A 15,463-nucleotide genomic window follows, 5' to 3' on the forward strand; every position below is an offset into this window, starting at 1 on the left:
GCCGCCGCGACCTCTACCGCAAGTAGATATTGGCGTTGCAATTGCGACGTAACTAGGTCGTCAGAGCTTGACCATCCGCTTGCCGCGGTTCTCGCCCGCCAGCAATCCGATCAGCGCCTTCGGCGTGTTCTCGAGGCCGTCGATGATGTCCTCCTGCACCTTCAGTTTGCCGGACGTGACCCAGGCCTGGAGATCGGCGAGCGCATGCTGGCTTTCCTTCATGTAGTCCATCACGATGAAGCCCTGCATGACGAGCCGCTTCACCACGATCAGGCCGGGCACGCCGCGTGGGCCGTGTGCCGAGGGCGCGCCGTCATATTGCGAGATCGCGCCGCAGCACGCGATGCGGCCGTAATTGTTCATCTGCGGCAGGCAGGCTTCGAGAATGTCGCCGCCGACATTGTCGAAATAGACGTCGATGCCGTTCGGAGCCGCCGCGCGCAGCGTCTTGAACACCGCGCCGTCCTTGTAGTCGACGGCGGCATCGAAGCCGAGCTCGGAGGTCAGCCAGTTGCATTTGTCGGCGCCGCCGGCGATGCCGACCACGCGGCATCCCTTGATCTTCGCGATCTGCCCGACAATCGAGCCGACCGAGCCCGCGGCCGCGGAGACTACGACCGTCTCGCCCTCTTTGGGCTTGCCGATCTCCAGCAGGCCGAAATAGGCTGTGAGGCCGGCGATGCCGAACACGCTGAGCAGATGCGTCATCGGCTCGAGCTTCGGCATCTTGGTGAGATGTTTGGCGGGCACTGCCGCCAACTCCTGCCAGCCGGTGTCGCCGAACACGATGTCGCCCGGCGCAAGCCCCGACGCCTTCGAGCTGATGACCTCGGCGATGGCGCCGCCGGCCATCACGCTGTTGGCTTCGACGGCTGAGCGATAGGTCGCGCCGTGCATCCAGGCGCGGTTGGCGGCGTCGAGCGAGATGTATCGCACGCGCAGCAAGGCCTCGCCGTCCTTCGGCTCAGGTACCGCGCCTTCGACCAGCTTGAAGTGCTCGGGGCCGAGCTTGCCGCTTGGCTTTTCCACCAGAAGAATCTGACGATTGACGCTGCCGCTCATGATGTTTCCCCTCGGTCGCTTGACGATTATTGATGCAGCTGCCGCAAGAAAAACGTGCAAGCCGCTTTCGTTGTGCGCTGCATGCAGGCTAGATCGCGGGCGCCAGTTTCGCAATGGGAACATCCGCCCCGACGATCGCACGCCAAGCGTGTTGCGCAGCCGTCATATCTGCGACATCATGAAGCGATCGGTGTAGCGGGGGTGTTCAATGTCGAACAGGTTTACGCAATTCATTCTGGTGGCGATGGTGCTGGGCATCATCATGGGCGCGGCGATCTACAATTTCCTGCCCGACACGCGGGGCGACTGGGCCTCGTCCATCAACCTGATCGCCGTGATCTTCCTGCGCCTGATCAAGATGATCATCGCGCCGCTGGTGTTTGCAACCCTGGTCGGCGGCATTGCTCATATGGGCTCGGGCTCCAAGCTCGGCCGCATCTTCGCCAAGACCATGGGCTGGTTCGTCAGCGCCTCTTTCGTCTCGCTGATGCTTGGCCTCGTGATGGTCAATCTGCTCCAGCCCGGCGCGAATTTCCCCGGTACGCTGCCTGACAAGGCGCAGTCGACCGGCCTGCCGGTTTCCGCCTTCTCGATCGAAAAATTCCTGACCCATCTGATCCCGACCTCGATCGCGGATGCGATGGCGCAGAACGAGATCCTGCAGATCGTGATCTTCGCCGTGTTCTTCTCGGTGGCGATGGGCTCGATGCCCGAGCGCTCCAAGCCGATCCTGGCGCTGATCGACGACATCGGCCACATCATGCTCAAGGTGACGGGCTATGTGATGCTGTTCGCGCCGTTCGCTGTCTGGGCCGCCATCACCGCGACGGTTGCCAAGAACGGCCTGCTGGTGCTCTGGAAGCTCATCGTCTTCATGGGCGGCTTCTATCTCTCGCTCGCACTGCTGTGGGGCATCCTGGTGGTCGTGGGCTTCATCGTGATCGGGCCGCGCTACGCCCATCTGCTGAAGCTGATCCGCGAGCCGCTGATGATCGCGTTCTCCACCGCAAGCTCTGAAGCGGCCTATCCGAAAACCCTGGAGGGGCTGAACAAGTTCGGTGCTTCGTCGCGGATATCGAGCTTCGTGCTGCCGCTCGGCTATTCCTTCAATCTCGACGGCACGATGATGTACTGCACCTTCGCGAGCATCTTCATCGCGCAGAGCTATCACATCGACATGCCGCTCGGCACGCAGCTCGCGATGCTGGCGACCCTGATGATCACCTCGAAGGGCGTCGCCGGCGTGCCGCGCGCCTCCCTCGTGGTGATCGCCTCGACGCTGTCGCAGTTCGGCATCCCCGAGGCGGGGCTGTTGATGATCATGGGCATCGACACCTTCCTCGACATGGGCCGCAGCGCCACCAACGTGATCGGCAACACGCTCGCGACCTCGGTCGTGGCCAAGTGGGAAGGCGAGCTCGGGCCCGAGCACGAGCTTGGACCGAGCGATGCCGTGCCGGGGGACATGATTCCCGGCGAAGTGCCTGCGATGGCCGGCCATTGATTGGAGTGCATCATGCGCCTTTCAATGGCGATATCGGGCGGCCTCTTGCTGGCAGCGTGCCAGCTGGCCACGGGTGCCTCCGCCCAGACGACCGGCGGCAGCGAAGGGCTTAGCCCGACGCTGTCAGCCATCAAGACCGCGCACACCGTGCGGCTCGGCTATCGCGAGAGCTCGCCGCCGTTCTCCTTCCTCGACCAGGCCAACCGGCCGATCGGATACAGCCTCGAGCTCTGCGAGGCTGTCGTCGAGGAGATCGGCGTCGAAGTCGACGATCCCAATCTGAAGATCGCCTACGTCAAGGTCACCTCCGATGACCGCATCGACGCCGTGCTCCAGAACAAGATCGATCTGGAATGCGGCTCGACCACGGCTAATGCCGAGCGCGCCAAGCGTGTCGCCTTCTCGCCGCTGATGTTCGTCGCCGGCACCAAGCTGATGGTGCCGAAGGCCTCCAGCGTCCAGTCACTGACTGATCTGAAGGGCAAGACCATCGTGGTGACGAAGGGCACCACCAACGAGCAGGCGATCCAGGCGGCCGACAAGAAGTCCTCGTTGGGACTGACCATCGTTGTCGGTGCCGATCACGAGCAGTCATACCAGATGCTCGTCGACGGCAAGGCCGATGCGTTCGCGACCGACGACATCCTGCTGTCCAGCCTGATCGTGCGCCACAAGGCACAGGACAAGTTCCGCGTCACCGGCGATTACCTGTCCTACGACCCCTACGGCATCATGTTCCGCAAGGGCGAACCGCAACTGGCGGCGGTGGTCGACCGTACCTTCCGCAAGCTCGGCTCCAACCACGACCTCGTTCCGCTCTACAACAAATGGTTCACCGCACGGCTTCCGACCGGCGAGCGGCTGAACGTGCCGATCTCGCTGCAGCTGGAGGAAGCCTTCAAGGCGATGGACGATTCCGCGAGCGCGAATAACTAGCGCTTGTGCGACGAGCGCCGCTGCGTCCTCTCTCCTTACAAGGCAGGGCAATTGCATATCGGGTGCACGATGCGGCCGCATCGGCAGTGGGCTCCCTCTCCCGCTTGCGGGGGAGGGCTGGGGTGGGCTGGGGTGGGCTGGGGTGGGGTGTCTCCGCGTCGGGATTGCTGAGAATTGCGCAGGATGTCCCTGTGTGGTGAAGAGCCCTCACCCGCCCCGCGCGGGACGATGCTGCGCATCGCCCGGGGCGCCGGCCTCTCCCGCAAGCGGGAGAGGCGGAGCAAGCCCGCGGTCCTCGTGAAATCCATATGCGATTGCCCTGCCTTACCAGCGGAGAGGGCGCAGCAACGATCAGCGCGCGCTCACGCGCCGGCGGGCACCTGGTCCAGAAATCCCGTGATGCTCCTGATGCGGCCGTCCTTCAGCACGGCGAAATCCGTCCCCTTGATCGGGCTGTCGATGCCATCAGGACCAAGGCCCCAACTGAAGCGGACATGGTCGCCGTAGCCGTTGGGCTCGCCGATCAGCTTGAACTTGAAATCGGGAAAGCGCTGCTGCACGCCTGCGATCAGCGCATCGACGCCGTCATGGCCGTCGCCCTTCATCAGGGGATCGACATAGCTCGCATCCGCCGTCCAGTTCTGGCTCAGCAGTTCGCGCCGGCGATCGGCTGCACGTTCGTTCCAGAGGTCGATATAGCGGCGGGCGATGGTGATCGGGTCGGTCATTGTCGTCTCCTTCGATGGCGCCGTGTCGTTCGGCTGACATGACTATCGAAGGTTTGCGCGCGCTGATCGATTACCTCGGAGGTCATGCGCATGATCCGGGAAAGTGTGAAGCGGTTTCCCGATCGGATCATGCGCCGACAAGCGCGCGCAAATGTTTGTCGCGAACTTACTTCGCCGCAGTGACCATGATTTCGACGGTGTATTGTGCTGCCGCGAGCTTGGCTTCGACGGTGGCGCGTGCCGGCGTGTTGCCGGGCGAGACCCAGGCGTCCCACACCGCATTCATCTCGCCGAACGTTTTCATGTCGGTGATGTAGATCGTGGCCGAGAGCAGTTTCGACTTGTCGGTGCCGGCCTTGGCGAGATGGCTGTCGATGGTCGCCAGGATGTCCTGGGTCTGCTTCGTCACGCTTTCGCCGGCGGCGTTGTTGGCGACGACACCGGCGAGATAGACGGTGTTGCCGTGCACGACGACCTGGCTCATGCGCGGGCCGGTTTCAAGACGCTGAATGCTCATTGGGAGTCTCCTTTGAATGGCGGCCCTGTCTAGCGCAGCGGCTTGCCCTGTGCCACCCCAGGCACGCATGCGTTGCCAGGCACGCATGCGTCGGTGGCCATGCATGCGATGCACTTCAAGGAAACCGGCCGAAGAACGTCCAGATCGTCTCGGCGGCGTCGATGTCGCCGTTCTGCGTCCCGAGCAAGCTGGTTGCGACCTTCGGAAAGCGGGCATCCGGAGAAAATCCGGGCATGCGGTGACCGCCTTGATTGATGCGATAGAGCACGACGTCGTGCCCTCCAGGACAGCGCGAGGAGATCCGTGTCACCGTGGACTGGTCTGCGGGCGCCCTGTCGGGCAAATCGGTCATGTCGGAATTATCGGTCTCGCAGCCGTTGAGCTTGCGCCAGAACGCAAGCGTCTCGTCGGTGGACCAGAAGCCGTCTGCGGCATAATAGCTCGATCCGCGGCCGCCCTCGTAGGGGACCAGCGGATCGGCGGTGCCGTTCATCAGCAGCATAGGCAGCGGCCGCGACGGATGGCATGTGACTGCGGCCTCATCCGTGAGGTTCATGCTCACGCTCGCGCCGGCAGCAAAGAGATCGGCGCGGGCGCAAACGAGCGTCATGGCCATGGCGCCGCCATTGGAGATGCCGGTGACATAGACGCGGCGAGGGTCGGCGGTGCCGTTCGCCACCATCGTCTCCACGAGCTTTGCGATGAAGGCGACGTCGTCGGTGCCCGCGGGCGGGCCACGGAGCGCCGGTCCCGCCTTGGTCCTCGCATCGACCCATGCGTGGTTGAGGCCATCAGGAAAGACCACCGCAAACCCCTCGCGCTTTGCGACCTGCGGCCACGCCGTCCGCGTCATCATGTCGGCGCCGCGCTGGGTCTTGCCGTGCAGCACGACCACGAGCGGCACCAGCCGCTTCGCCGGCAATTGCACAGCGTAGGACCGCTTCACGCCGTCGATATCGATCGTATCGGCGGACGCAGCCGGGGCGGCGGCCAATGCCGCAACAAACGCCGCGATACGCAGCCGCCGCCGCATGATCTAGCCCACGGCCTGCGCCGCGGCGCGGCCTGCATTGCGGCCCGAGAACAGGCAGCCGCCGAGGAAGGTGCCTTCCAGCGAGCGATAGCCGTGCACGCCGCCGCCGCCGAAGCCGGCGGCTTCGCCCACTGCATAGAGGCCGGGAATGACGCTGCCCTCCTCGCCGAACACGCGCGAAGAGAGGTCGGTCTCGAAACCGCCCAGCGTCTTGCGGGTGAGGATGTTGAGCTTGACCGCGATCAGCGGCCCTTGCGCGGGATCGAGGATGCGGTGCGGGGAGGCGGTGCGGATCAGCCTGTCGCCGATATAGCGCCGCGCATTGTGGATGTTCATCACCTGCGCATCCTTGACGTAAGGGTTGGCGATCTCACGGTCGCGCGCCTCGATCTGCATCTTGATGTGCTCGAGCTTGAGGAGGTCGCTGCCGGCCAGCTTGTTCATGGCCGCAACGAGATCCTCGATCTTGTCGCGCACGATGAAGTCGACACCATGGCTTTTGAACGCTTCCACCGGCGCCGGTGCGCCCTTGTTGGTGGCGCGCTTGATTGTCATGCGCCAGCTCTTGCCGGTGAGGTCGGGATTCTGCTCCGAGCCCGACAGCGCAAACTCCTTCTTGATGATGCTCTGGGTCAGGATGAACCAGGAATAATCGTAGCCGGTGGACATGATGTATTGGAGCTGGCCGAGCGTGTCGGAGCCGGGAAACAACGGCGCCGGCAAGCGCGTGCCGGTGGCGTCGAACCACATCGAGGAAGGGCCGGGCAGAATGCGGATACCGTGGCGCGGCCAGATCGGTGACCAGTTCTGGATGCCTTCGACATAATGCCACATGCGGTCGCGGTTGATCAGCCGCGCGCCTGATTTTTCGGTGATGCCGATCATGCGGCCGTCGACATGCTCCGGCACGCCGGAGATCATGAATTTGGGCGGCGCGCCGAGCCGCTTCGGCCAGTTCTGCCGCACCAGCTCGTGATTGCCGCCGATGCCGCCGGACGCCACGATCACGGCTTGCGCCTTCAACGCAAACTCGCCGACGACGTTGCGCGATGAGCTCTTGCCGCGCTCGACATTATCCGGGGCGAGAATGGCGCCGCCGACGCCATCCACCGTGCCGTTGGTGATCGAGAGCGCGTCGACGCGATGGCGGAACCGAAAGCTCAGCCGGCCGCTCCTGACGGCCTCGCGCGCACGGCGCTCGAACGGCTCGACGATGCCGGGCCCGGTGCCCCAGGTGACATGAAAGCGCGGCACCGAATTGCCGTGGCCCATCGCATCATAGCCGCCGCGCTCGGCCCATCCGACCACGGGAAAGATGCGATGGCCCATCGCGCGCAGCCACGCACGCTTCTCGCCGGCCGCGAACGCCACATAGGCCTCGGCCCATTGCCGAGGCCAGAAATCCTCGTCGCGGTCGAAGCCGGCGGTGCCAAGCCAGTCCTGCATCGCAAGGTCGAAGGAGTCCCTGATGCCGAGCCGGCGCTGCTCCGGCGAATCGACCAGGAACAATCCGCCGAACGACCAGAACGCCTGGCCGCCGAGCGACTGCTCGCCCTCCTGGTCGACCACGATCACGCGCTTGCCGGCGTCCGCGATCTCGGTTGCGGCCACGAGGCCCGACAGTCCTGCGCCGACAACGATGACGTCAGTCTCTTCAGCCATCTGTTCGGCCATATGTTTCCCCCTCCATGTGTTCCCCCTCCACAGGTTCCTCCCTGTAGTTGCCCGGATTGAAGCCGGCGGTTGCAACTGAGATCAAGGGGACGGCGCGTAAGACATCGTTAACTTGTTCCACTTCGGGAAAAAGACCGGCTGAGTGCAGCGCCGGCGCAACACTGGATTTGAATTTGTTTTGAGCGAGCCGGCATGCCTAGACAAAACCGCGGTTACGACGGACCCTAGCAGGGCATCACCACCTGACACACAGATTCGAATTCGACTGGGGCGGGGGCCAATGAAGTTTCTGACGGGGTTGCTTGCGGCGGTTCTCCTGATCGCGAGCATGGGCGCTTCTCACGCGGTGGTTCGGATCGCGGATGACCGCGGCGGCCGGATCGGAACCTACGTCGACAAATACCAGGACCTGCGACAGTCGGGCGACACCGTCATCATCGACGGTCTCTGCGCCTCTGCCTGCACCATCGTCCTCGGCGCCATCCCGCCCGACCGCATCTGCGTGACGTCGCACGCGACATTGGGCTTCCACGCAGCGTGGGATTTCGGCAGCAACGGCCGTGCCGTCACCAATACCGAAGCGACCCAGATGCTCTATGCGATGTATCCCTCGCAGGTGAAGCGCTGGATCAATCAGCGCGGCGGGCTCACCCCGCATATGCTGTTCCTGAAGGGCCGGCAGCTCCAGGCCATGTACAAGCCCTGCTACCTCGACGCGCAGGCCTCGGCCAACAAGCCGTCGCGCGCGCCACTCCCGCAAGCGGATCGGCTCGAATCCGCCCGGGGCCAGCTCTTGCACTGACGTCCTCGGCCTGACGGGATTCTTTGCCAGCCAGTGCTGCCTTGCCCGCAGGCGGGGCAAAGCTTATCTGAACGCTCGGGAAACTCACGTTTTCACCCCGATCGTTGTCATGGCTCAACCACTGCACCCCGCCCATCCTGTATCGGACAATTCGCCCACTGCCGGCCGGATGCCGTTCGTGCTGCTGTTGGCGGGTGCCGGCGTCGGCGGCCTGGTCGTGCTCGGTGCGCTCGCGCTCTGGTTCCACTATGGCAGCCAGGTGTTCTTCGAAATGATCAGGACCGGTTTTGCCGCCTGCTTCTGACCCGCGACAGGAAGTTTTCCGCCCATGAGCTCCACCGCCCGTCCGCTGGTGATCGCGACCGCCTTCGCCGCAAGCCTCGTCCTCGGGCTCCTGATCGTATTCTGGGCCATGGGCGGGGTCAGCAAGGTGGCGCAGCCGGCCGCGATCGGCGGCCCGTTCCAGCTCACCGACCAGAACGGCAAGCCCGTCACCGACAAGAACCTGAAGGGCAAGCCGACCTTGATCTTCTTCGGCTACACCCATTGCCCCGATGTCTGCCCAACCTCGCTGTTCGAGATCTCGGAAGTGCTGCGCGCGATGGGCAAGGACGCCGACAAGGTCAACGCCGTCTTCATCTCGGTCGATCCCGAGCGCGATACGCCGGGGACGATGAAGGATTATCTGTCGAGCTTCGACCCGCACCTCGAAGGCCTCAGCGGCGATCCTGCCGAGACCGCCAAGGTGATCACCTCCTACCGGGTCTACGCCAAGAAGGTCCCGACCAAGGACGGCGACTACACCATGGACCATACCGCGCTGATCTATCTGATGGACCGCGACGGCCGCTTCGTCTCGCCGTTCAACCTGAAGCGCACGCCGGAAGAGGCCGCGGTGGACTTGAAGCGGTATCTGTAGGCTCCCTATTCGCCGCAATCCGCGCTCGCGTTCCCGGCCGGATGGGCTATAAGGCCCTCCGATCCCAACGAAAATCGTTCATTTTCAGCCGATGGCTCCATCGCAACAGGCGAAATCGTCCAAATCCGCCCGTGGCTTGCTGACCGGGCTGGTCGTCGGCGTCTGCCTGCTCGCTGCCGCGCCGTGCGCGCAGGCGCAGGCTCCGGCCAAGCAGCCCCCCGTGGCGCCGCAAGCCTCACCTCAGGTCGCGCCGCAAGCCGCACCCCAGGCCGTGCCAGGCTTCTGGGACCCACGGCGGCGGCCGGAGCGGCCGGACCTGTCGCGCCTGACAGTGATCCGTTTCCTGACCGAGACCGACTATCCGCCGTTCAACTATACCGGCGCCGACGGCAATCCGGCCGGCTTCAACGTCGACTTCGCCCGCGCGCTGTGCGAGGAGATCAAGGTCACCTGCACGGTGCAGATGCGCCGCTTCGAGACGCTGGTCGATGCACTCGCCTCCAACCGGGGCGACGCCATCATCGCCTCGATGGCGGTGAGCCCGCAGCTCCGCGCCCGGGTCGACTTCACCGATCCCTATTACCGCGTGCCGGCGCGCTTCGTCTCGCGCAAGGACGCGGTGATGCCGGAGATCCGGCCCGAATATCTCGAAGGCAAGAAGGTCGGCGTCATCGCCGGGTCCGCGCATGAGGCCTATCTCAAGGCGATGTTCACCGACGCCGAACTGCATCCTTATCCCAACGACGACGCCGTGCGCGGCGCGCTTCGCAAGGGCGAGGTCGATTTCATCTTCGGCGACGCCATCGCGCTTGCGTTCTGGATCAACGGCACCGATTCCGGCGATTGTTGCGCCTTCTCCGGCGGTCCCTTCGTCGAAAGCCGCTTTTTCGGCGAAGGCATCGGCATCGCGGTGCGCAAGGGCAACGACGTGCTGCGCCAGGCCCTGAACTGGGCGATGTTCCGCGTCTGGGAAAAGGGCCGCTACACGGATCTGTGGCTGCGGTACTTCTCGGTGAGCCCGTTTTAGTTCGCTGCCTCCTCGTTGTCATTGCGAGGAGCGCAGCGACGAAGCAATCCAGAGTGCTTCTGCGCGAAGATTCTGGATTGCTTCGCTTCGCTCGCAATGACGGTGGGTGCGGTTGCACCGTCTCGCAAAATTGCATTCTGCCCGGAAATCGCTATTTTCCGCGGCCCGGAGGCCCCTTAGATGTCCGTTATCGATCTTGCCGCGAACCCGAGCGATCTGCGTGCGCTCGCCGAACAATCCAACGCCTGGCCGTTCGAGCAGGCGAAGGCCATTGTCGCGCGGCTGAAGAAAAGCCCGAAGGACGAGGTGCTGTTCGAGACCGGCTACGGGCCATCAGGCCTGCCGCATATCGGCACCTTCGGCGAGGTCGCGCGCACCTCGATGGTGCGGCACGCCTTTCATGTGCTGACCGAGAACAAGATCAGGACCCGCCTGCTCGCGTTCTCCGACGACATGGACGGGTTTCGGAAAGTGCCCGACAACGTCCCCAACAAGGAGATGCTGGCCGCGCATCTCGGCAAGCCGCTGACGCGCGTGCCGGACCCGTTCTCCAACGAGTACCCGTCGTTCGGGCACCACAACAATGCGCGGCTGCGCGCCTTCCTCGATCATTTCGGCTTCGACTACGAATTCGCGAGCTCGACCGACTATTACACGTCCGGCCGTTTCGACGCGACGCTGCTTAAAATGCTCGCGGCCTACGACAAGGTGATGGCGATCATCCTGCCGACGCTCGGCCCCGATCGCCGCGCGACCTATTCGCCGTTCCTCCCCATCAGCAAGACCACGGGTGTGGTGCTGCAGGTGCCGATGATCCGCCGCGACGTTGCGGCCGGCACCGTGACCTATCTCGATCCCGATACCAACCAGGAAGTCGAGACGCTGGTCACCGGCGGCAACGTCAAGTGCCAATGGAAGGCCGACTGGGCGATGCGCTGGGTTGCGCTCGGCGTCGATTACGAGATGGCCGGCAAGGATTTGATCGACTCGGTCAAACTCTCCGGCGCGATCGCGAGGGCACTCGGCGCCACGCCGCCGGAGGGCTTCAACTACGAGCTCTTTCTCGACGACAAGGGCCAGAAGATTTCGAAGTCGAAGGGCAACGGGCTGACCATCGACGAATGGCTGCGCTACGCCTCGCCGGAATCGCTGTCGCTGTTCATGTATCGCGAGCCGAAGGCGGCCAAGCGGCTGTATTTCGACGTCATCCCGCGCAACGTCGACGACTACCAGCAGTTCATCGACGGCTTTGCGAAGCAGGACGCCAAACAGCAGCTCGGCAATCCGGTCTGGCATGTCCACAGCGGCCATCCGCCGAAGTTCGATATGCCCGTCACGTTCCAGCTCTTGCTGACGCTGGTGTCGTCGTCGAATGCGGAGAATGCCGAGACGCTGTGGGGTTTCATTGGCCGCTATCGGCCCGGCGTGAGCCCGCAGACGCATCCCAAGCTCGATGCGATGGTCGGCTATGCCATCAACTATTATCGCGACTTTGTCGCGCCGACGAAGACGTTCCGCGAGCCGACCGAGACCGAGCGCGCGGCGCTGCAGGATTTGCGCGATGCATTATCGCAGCTGCCGCAGGACGCCTCGGCCGAGGACATCCAGAATGTCGTCTACGAGATCGGCCGCCGCGAGCCGTTCCTCGATCCGGTCAAGAAGGGCAAGGACGGCCGTCCCGGCGTGACACTCGACTGGTTCAACATGCTCTATCAGGTGTTGCTCGGCCAGGAAAAGGGCCCGCGCTTCGGCTCCTTTGTCGCGGTGTATGGCGTGCAGAACGCGGTGAACATGATCGACGGCGCGCTGGCGCGGAGTGCGTGAGGCGGTTGTAGCGAACGCGTAGCCCGGATGAGCGAAGCGACATCCGGGGTTTTCGCTAGTTAGCCGCACCAGCGGTCCCGGATGTCGCTTCGCTCATCCGGGCTACGGACCTTCAGCCCCCCGCTCAGGTCGACCGCAGCACGTAGCGCCGGTTATCCTTCTGCACCGGGCGCGCGTTCATCGGGTAGAGCTTTGCGAATGCGGCGACGTCGGTGGCCGACACCTGGATGGGGGTCGTCAACAACAGCCACTCGACCACTTCTGAGCAAGGCGGCGTCGTCAGCGAGCCGGGATAGCGGAAGTAGCTGAGCCTCGTGGGCAGCATGGCGTGGGGATCGATGGTCGAATCCGCCTTCACGGCGGGGCCTTCCGCGGCCGGCATGGTCTTGACGATCTTGCCGAAGGCAGGGTTCGGCTTGCCCTCGGCCATCAGCACGCCGACCACGGCGAGCCCGCCGGCATCGTTGCGGTGAACGAAATGCGCCTCCATCGGAAAATTCTTGCCGCCGATCATGTGCTCGCTCGGCCGGTGGAAATGCACCTGGAGCAGCTTGTATTTGACGTCGCCGAGCGTGAGCGTGCTGCCCTCGGTGAAGTTGAGCTGGATCGTGTGCCCGTTGTTGACGATGGTGTCGGCGCTCTTGCCCCAGTTCAGCTTCAGCGCGGGCAGTTGCGATTTGACCGTCGCCTCGATGTCGATCGGCGATTGTTGCAGGCCGACCGCGCAGGCCTTGTTGGCCGCGTCGAGATCGCCCCATTTGGCGCCGGCGCCTTCATAACTCCAATGCGCACCTTCGGCGGCGAAGGCCGGCTTGCAGAGCGGACAAAGCGCAAGACCTGCGAGGGCCTTCAATGCGTGACGGCGATCCATCATATTCCCCCTGACATGAATTTGCTCGGCAATGAGTGGCCGCAACCTATGCGAGAGAGACGCTGAGTCGCAAGGCTGCCTGCGGCGGATGCGGCGCGGCTGACATCATCGCCCGGTCACGACGCCAAGCGAGACGCGATCACTGGCTTGCCCACACGATCCGCGCGATCCAGCCGACCTCGCTCACCGCCATCCTGCGCTCGGCCTGGGAGGCATCGAGCGGCTGCAAATCCACAGCCTTTGCGGTGCGGCGCTTCAGCGTCGCCACCGTCACCTCGCCCGCCTTAGTCTTCACCACCACGCGATCCCCTTTACGGATCGGCACGCCGGGCGCGACCAGGATGATATCGCCGTCGCGATAGGCGGGCGCAAGCGCGTCGCCGGAAATCTGCAGCGCGAAGCTGTTGTTGCCCTCGGCGGCGGGAAGGGCAAATTCGCTCCATCCCTTGCCGATGGGAAAGCCGGACTCGTCGAAGGCGCCGCTCGCGCCCGCCAGCGCCAAGCCGAGCAGCGGCACCGAGCGGCCGCCGCCTGCCTCATCGCCGACCAGCCTGGCAAAAATGTCGATCGAGGAATCTGCCGCCGCCAGCGCTTTCGCGATCGATTCGGTCGAGGGCCAGCGCTCGCGGCCGTCGGAGGTGACGCGCTTGGACTTGTTGAAGGTGGTGGGATCGAGCCCGGCGCGCTTGGCGAGGCCCGACGGCGACAAGCCGGCGCGCGCCGCCAGCCGATCCAGCGCGCCCCAGATCTGGTCGTGAGTGAGGATCCTCTGCGCTTTGGCCTGCCTGACCATGAAAGGTCCAGCCCGTCGCAACTCAGGAAAACTATCCTCGAATCAACCGGTTTTCCGCTTTTTGCGCAAGGGGCGCGCTGAGCGCGTTTTCAAGCGAACCGGTTACCGGTTCGCACCAGGAAACGCGTCAAAGCAGGAATTTGGCGCTCCGCTTCGATTTCATCGGAACGGAAATGGCTCTAAGTCTTGAGTTCGGAGGGGGCGGCCATTACGGTCGCGCCCGGGTTTCAGGGACCCGCACGACCCAAAAACCCCAAAAGACTCAACGAGCAAACAGGGCTGCGTAAGCGGTGGTCAAGATCTACAAAATCTGTCCGGCCTCGGCCTGGCGCGAGGCGGAACGGCAGGGTGTCTACCGCGGCAGCGCGGACGATTCGCGCGACGGATTCATCCATTTCTCGACCGCCGTCCAGGTTCCCGAGACCCTGCAGAAGCATTACGTCGGGCAGCGCGCGCTGTTCCTGGTCGAGGTCGACGGCGATGCGCTCGGCAGCGCATTGCGCTGGGAGCGTTCGCGCAATGAGGAGCTGTTTCCGCATCTCTATGGCGAACTCGATCTCGGTGCGGTGATTGCCGTGATGAACCTCAACACGCGCTCCGACGGTGGCCACGATGTTCCGGAGCTTGCCCCGTGATCCGCGCTTTCGACGCTCTCTCGCTGCCGGTGTTGCGTTGGCTCGATCCGGAGGATGCGCATCGCCTCGCGATCCAGGGCCTGCGCTTCCTGCCGCCGGGCAAGCCGCACGCTGACGATCCCAAGCTTGCGGTGCGTGCGTTCGGGCTCAACTTCCCCAATCCGATCGGCATGGCAGCAGGTTTCGACAAGAGCGCCGAAGTGCCGGATGCGCTGCTGCGGCTCGGCTTCGGCTTCGTCGAGATCGGCTCGGTGACGCCGAAGCCGCAAAGCGGCAATCCGCGACCGCGGCTGTTTCGTCTGGAACGCGACGAAGCCGTGATCAATCGCATGGGCTTCAACAATGACGGCGCGGAGACAGCGCTGCGCAGGCTCGCGGCGCGCGCGCAGCACGGCGGCATCGTCGGCGTCAATGTCGGCGCCAACAAGGATTCGCCCGACCGCGTCAATGACTACGTCAAGCTGATCGAGACCTTTGCGCCGGTCGCGAGCTATTTCACCGTCAACGTTTCCTCGCCGAACACGCCGGGCCTGCGCAATCTGCAGGAAGGCGCGCTGCTCGACGATCTCCTCGCCAGGGTGATCGACGCGCGCGAGCGGGTGCGGCAAAAGGCCGGCGACACGCCGGTGCTGCTCAAGATCGCGCCGGATTTGAGCCTCGCCCAGCTCGACGACGTCGTGCAGGTCGCACGCTCGCGCCGGGTCGACGGCATGATCGTGTCGAACACCACGATCGCGCGACCGAGCACGCTGCGCGAGGAGATGCGCGCCAAGGAGCAGGGCGGCCTGTCCGGCCGGCCGCTGTTCCGGCTGTCGACGCGGATGGTCGCGGAAACCTATGTGCGGGTCGAGGGCGCATTCCCCCTGATCGGCGTCGGCGGTGTGGACTCGGGCGGCGCCGCGCTGACGAAAATCCGCGCCGGCGCGAGCCTGATCCAGCTCTATTCGTCGCTGGTCTACAAGGGCCTCGGCCTCGTCGACGAGATCAAGCGCGATCTCGCCTCGACCCTATTGCGCACCGGGCGGGATTCTCTCTCCGAGATCGTCGGCTCCGACGCCGCCACGTTGACGGCGGAAGCCTGGCCGGGGATGTAGCTCTTCGCCGCGTAGCCCGGATGGAGCGAAGCCCAATCCGGGAT

The 15,463-nt window shown here is 64.4% G+C and carries 16 protein-coding genes; 9 read left to right on the top strand and 7 right to left on the bottom strand.

Annotation, left to right across the window (positions count from 1 at the left end):
* Window positions 1–60 precede the first annotated feature (60 nt).
* Window positions 61–1,062: an NADP-dependent oxidoreductase gene (locus ABIB91_RS04025; protein WP_354159768.1), complete on the bottom strand. Its 1,002-nt coding sequence runs from the start codon at window positions 1,060–1,062 to the stop codon at window positions 61–63.
* A 208-nt stretch (window positions 1,063–1,270) separates the two neighbouring features.
* Between ABIB91_RS04025 and ABIB91_RS04030 the strand changes: the two genes are divergently transcribed.
* Both ABIB91_RS04030 and ABIB91_RS04035 read left to right on the top strand, forming a co-directional pair.
* A complete protein-coding gene (locus tag ABIB91_RS04030) occupies window positions 1,271–2,566 on the top strand; it encodes a dicarboxylate/amino acid:cation symporter (RefSeq protein ID WP_354159766.1) in 1,296 nt (431 codons plus the stop codon).
* Between the two features lie 12 nt (window positions 2,567–2,578).
* Complete coding sequence (locus ABIB91_RS04035; RefSeq protein WP_354159764.1) at window positions 2,579–3,502, top strand: amino acid ABC transporter substrate-binding protein; 924 nt, start codon at window positions 2,579–2,581, stop codon at window positions 3,500–3,502.
* A 362-nt stretch (window positions 3,503–3,864) separates the two neighbouring features.
* Here ABIB91_RS04035 and ABIB91_RS04040 read toward each other — a convergent pair whose 3' ends face one another.
* The 4 genes from ABIB91_RS04040 to ABIB91_RS04055 all read right to left on the bottom strand — a co-directional run bounded on the left by ABIB91_RS04040 (window position 3,865) and on the right by ABIB91_RS04055 (window position 7,442).
* Window positions 3,865–4,230 (bottom strand): nuclear transport factor 2 family protein, encoded by a 366-nt coding sequence (locus ABIB91_RS04040; RefSeq protein ID WP_007599358.1) that lies wholly within the window; start codon window positions 4,228–4,230, stop codon window positions 3,865–3,867.
* Window positions 4,231–4,396: 166 nt separating this feature from the next.
* Window positions 4,397–4,747 carry a RidA family protein gene (locus tag ABIB91_RS04045; RefSeq protein WP_007599359.1) on the bottom strand — a complete coding sequence of 117 codons (351 nt, stop codon included), beginning with the start codon at window positions 4,745–4,747 and terminating at the stop codon, window positions 4,397–4,399.
* A gap of 115 nt (window positions 4,748–4,862) precedes the next feature.
* A complete protein-coding gene (locus ABIB91_RS04050) occupies window positions 4,863–5,780 on the bottom strand; it encodes an extracellular catalytic domain type 1 short-chain-length polyhydroxyalkanoate depolymerase (RefSeq protein WP_354159762.1) in 918 nt (305 codons plus the stop codon).
* A 3-nt stretch (window positions 5,781–5,783) separates the two neighbouring features.
* Entirely contained in the window at window positions 5,784–7,442 is a 1,659-nt protein-coding gene (locus ABIB91_RS04055) for an FAD-binding dehydrogenase (protein ID WP_354159998.1), read from the bottom strand.
* 292 nt (window positions 7,443–7,734) lie between these two features.
* On the opposite strand from ABIB91_RS04055, the gene ABIB91_RS04060 reads away from it, so the two are divergent.
* The 5 genes from ABIB91_RS04060 to ABIB91_RS04080 all read left to right on the top strand — a co-directional run bounded on the left by ABIB91_RS04060 (window position 7,735) and on the right by ABIB91_RS04080 (window position 12,026).
* The gene (locus tag ABIB91_RS04060; RefSeq protein WP_007599362.1) at window positions 7,735–8,256 is read left to right on the top strand and encodes a Clp protease/crotonase-like domain-containing protein; all 522 of its coding nucleotides are present in this window, start codon (window positions 7,735–7,737) and stop codon (window positions 8,254–8,256) included.
* Window positions 8,257–8,365: 109 nt separating this feature from the next.
* Entirely contained in the window at window positions 8,366–8,560 is a 195-nt protein-coding gene (locus ABIB91_RS04065; RefSeq protein WP_219684563.1) for a hypothetical protein, read from the top strand.
* A gap of 24 nt (window positions 8,561–8,584) precedes the next feature.
* Window positions 8,585–9,175, top strand: coding sequence for an SCO family protein (locus tag ABIB91_RS04070; RefSeq protein ID WP_007599364.1), 591 nt, complete (start codon window positions 8,585–8,587; stop codon window positions 9,173–9,175).
* Window positions 9,176–9,266: 91 nt separating this feature from the next.
* Entirely contained in the window at window positions 9,267–10,202 is a 936-nt protein-coding gene (locus tag ABIB91_RS04075) for a transporter substrate-binding domain-containing protein (protein ID WP_354159759.1), read from the top strand.
* Between the two features lie 180 nt (window positions 10,203–10,382).
* Complete coding sequence (locus ABIB91_RS04080) at window positions 10,383–12,026, top strand: lysine--tRNA ligase (protein WP_354159757.1); 1,644 nt, start codon at window positions 10,383–10,385, stop codon at window positions 12,024–12,026.
* Window positions 12,027–12,150: 124 nt separating this feature from the next.
* Here ABIB91_RS04080 and ABIB91_RS04085 read toward each other — a convergent pair whose 3' ends face one another.
* Window positions 12,151–12,897 (bottom strand): carbonic anhydrase, encoded by a 747-nt coding sequence (locus ABIB91_RS04085; protein ID WP_354159755.1) that lies wholly within the window; start codon window positions 12,895–12,897, stop codon window positions 12,151–12,153.
* Between the two features lie 139 nt (window positions 12,898–13,036).
* A complete protein-coding gene (locus ABIB91_RS04090; protein WP_354159753.1) occupies window positions 13,037–13,690 on the bottom strand; it encodes a S24 family peptidase in 654 nt (217 codons plus the stop codon).
* 290 nt (window positions 13,691–13,980) lie between these two features.
* Between ABIB91_RS04090 and ABIB91_RS04095 the strand changes: the two genes are divergently transcribed.
* Both ABIB91_RS04095 and ABIB91_RS04100 read left to right on the top strand, forming a co-directional pair.
* Complete coding sequence (locus tag ABIB91_RS04095; RefSeq protein WP_354159751.1) at window positions 13,981–14,325, top strand: DUF952 domain-containing protein; 345 nt, start codon at window positions 13,981–13,983, stop codon at window positions 14,323–14,325.
* Window positions 14,322–15,419, top strand: coding sequence for a quinone-dependent dihydroorotate dehydrogenase (locus ABIB91_RS04100; RefSeq protein WP_007599377.1), 1,098 nt, complete (start codon window positions 14,322–14,324; stop codon window positions 15,417–15,419). Before ABIB91_RS04095 ends, ABIB91_RS04100 begins: the two co-directional genes overlap by 4 nt.
* The last annotated feature ends 44 nt before the right edge of the window (window positions 15,420–15,463 follow it).

The organism is Bradyrhizobium sp. JR4.3, from assembly GCF_040547695.1.
Taxonomy (GTDB): Bacteria; Pseudomonadota; Alphaproteobacteria; order Rhizobiales; family Xanthobacteraceae; genus Bradyrhizobium; species Bradyrhizobium canariense.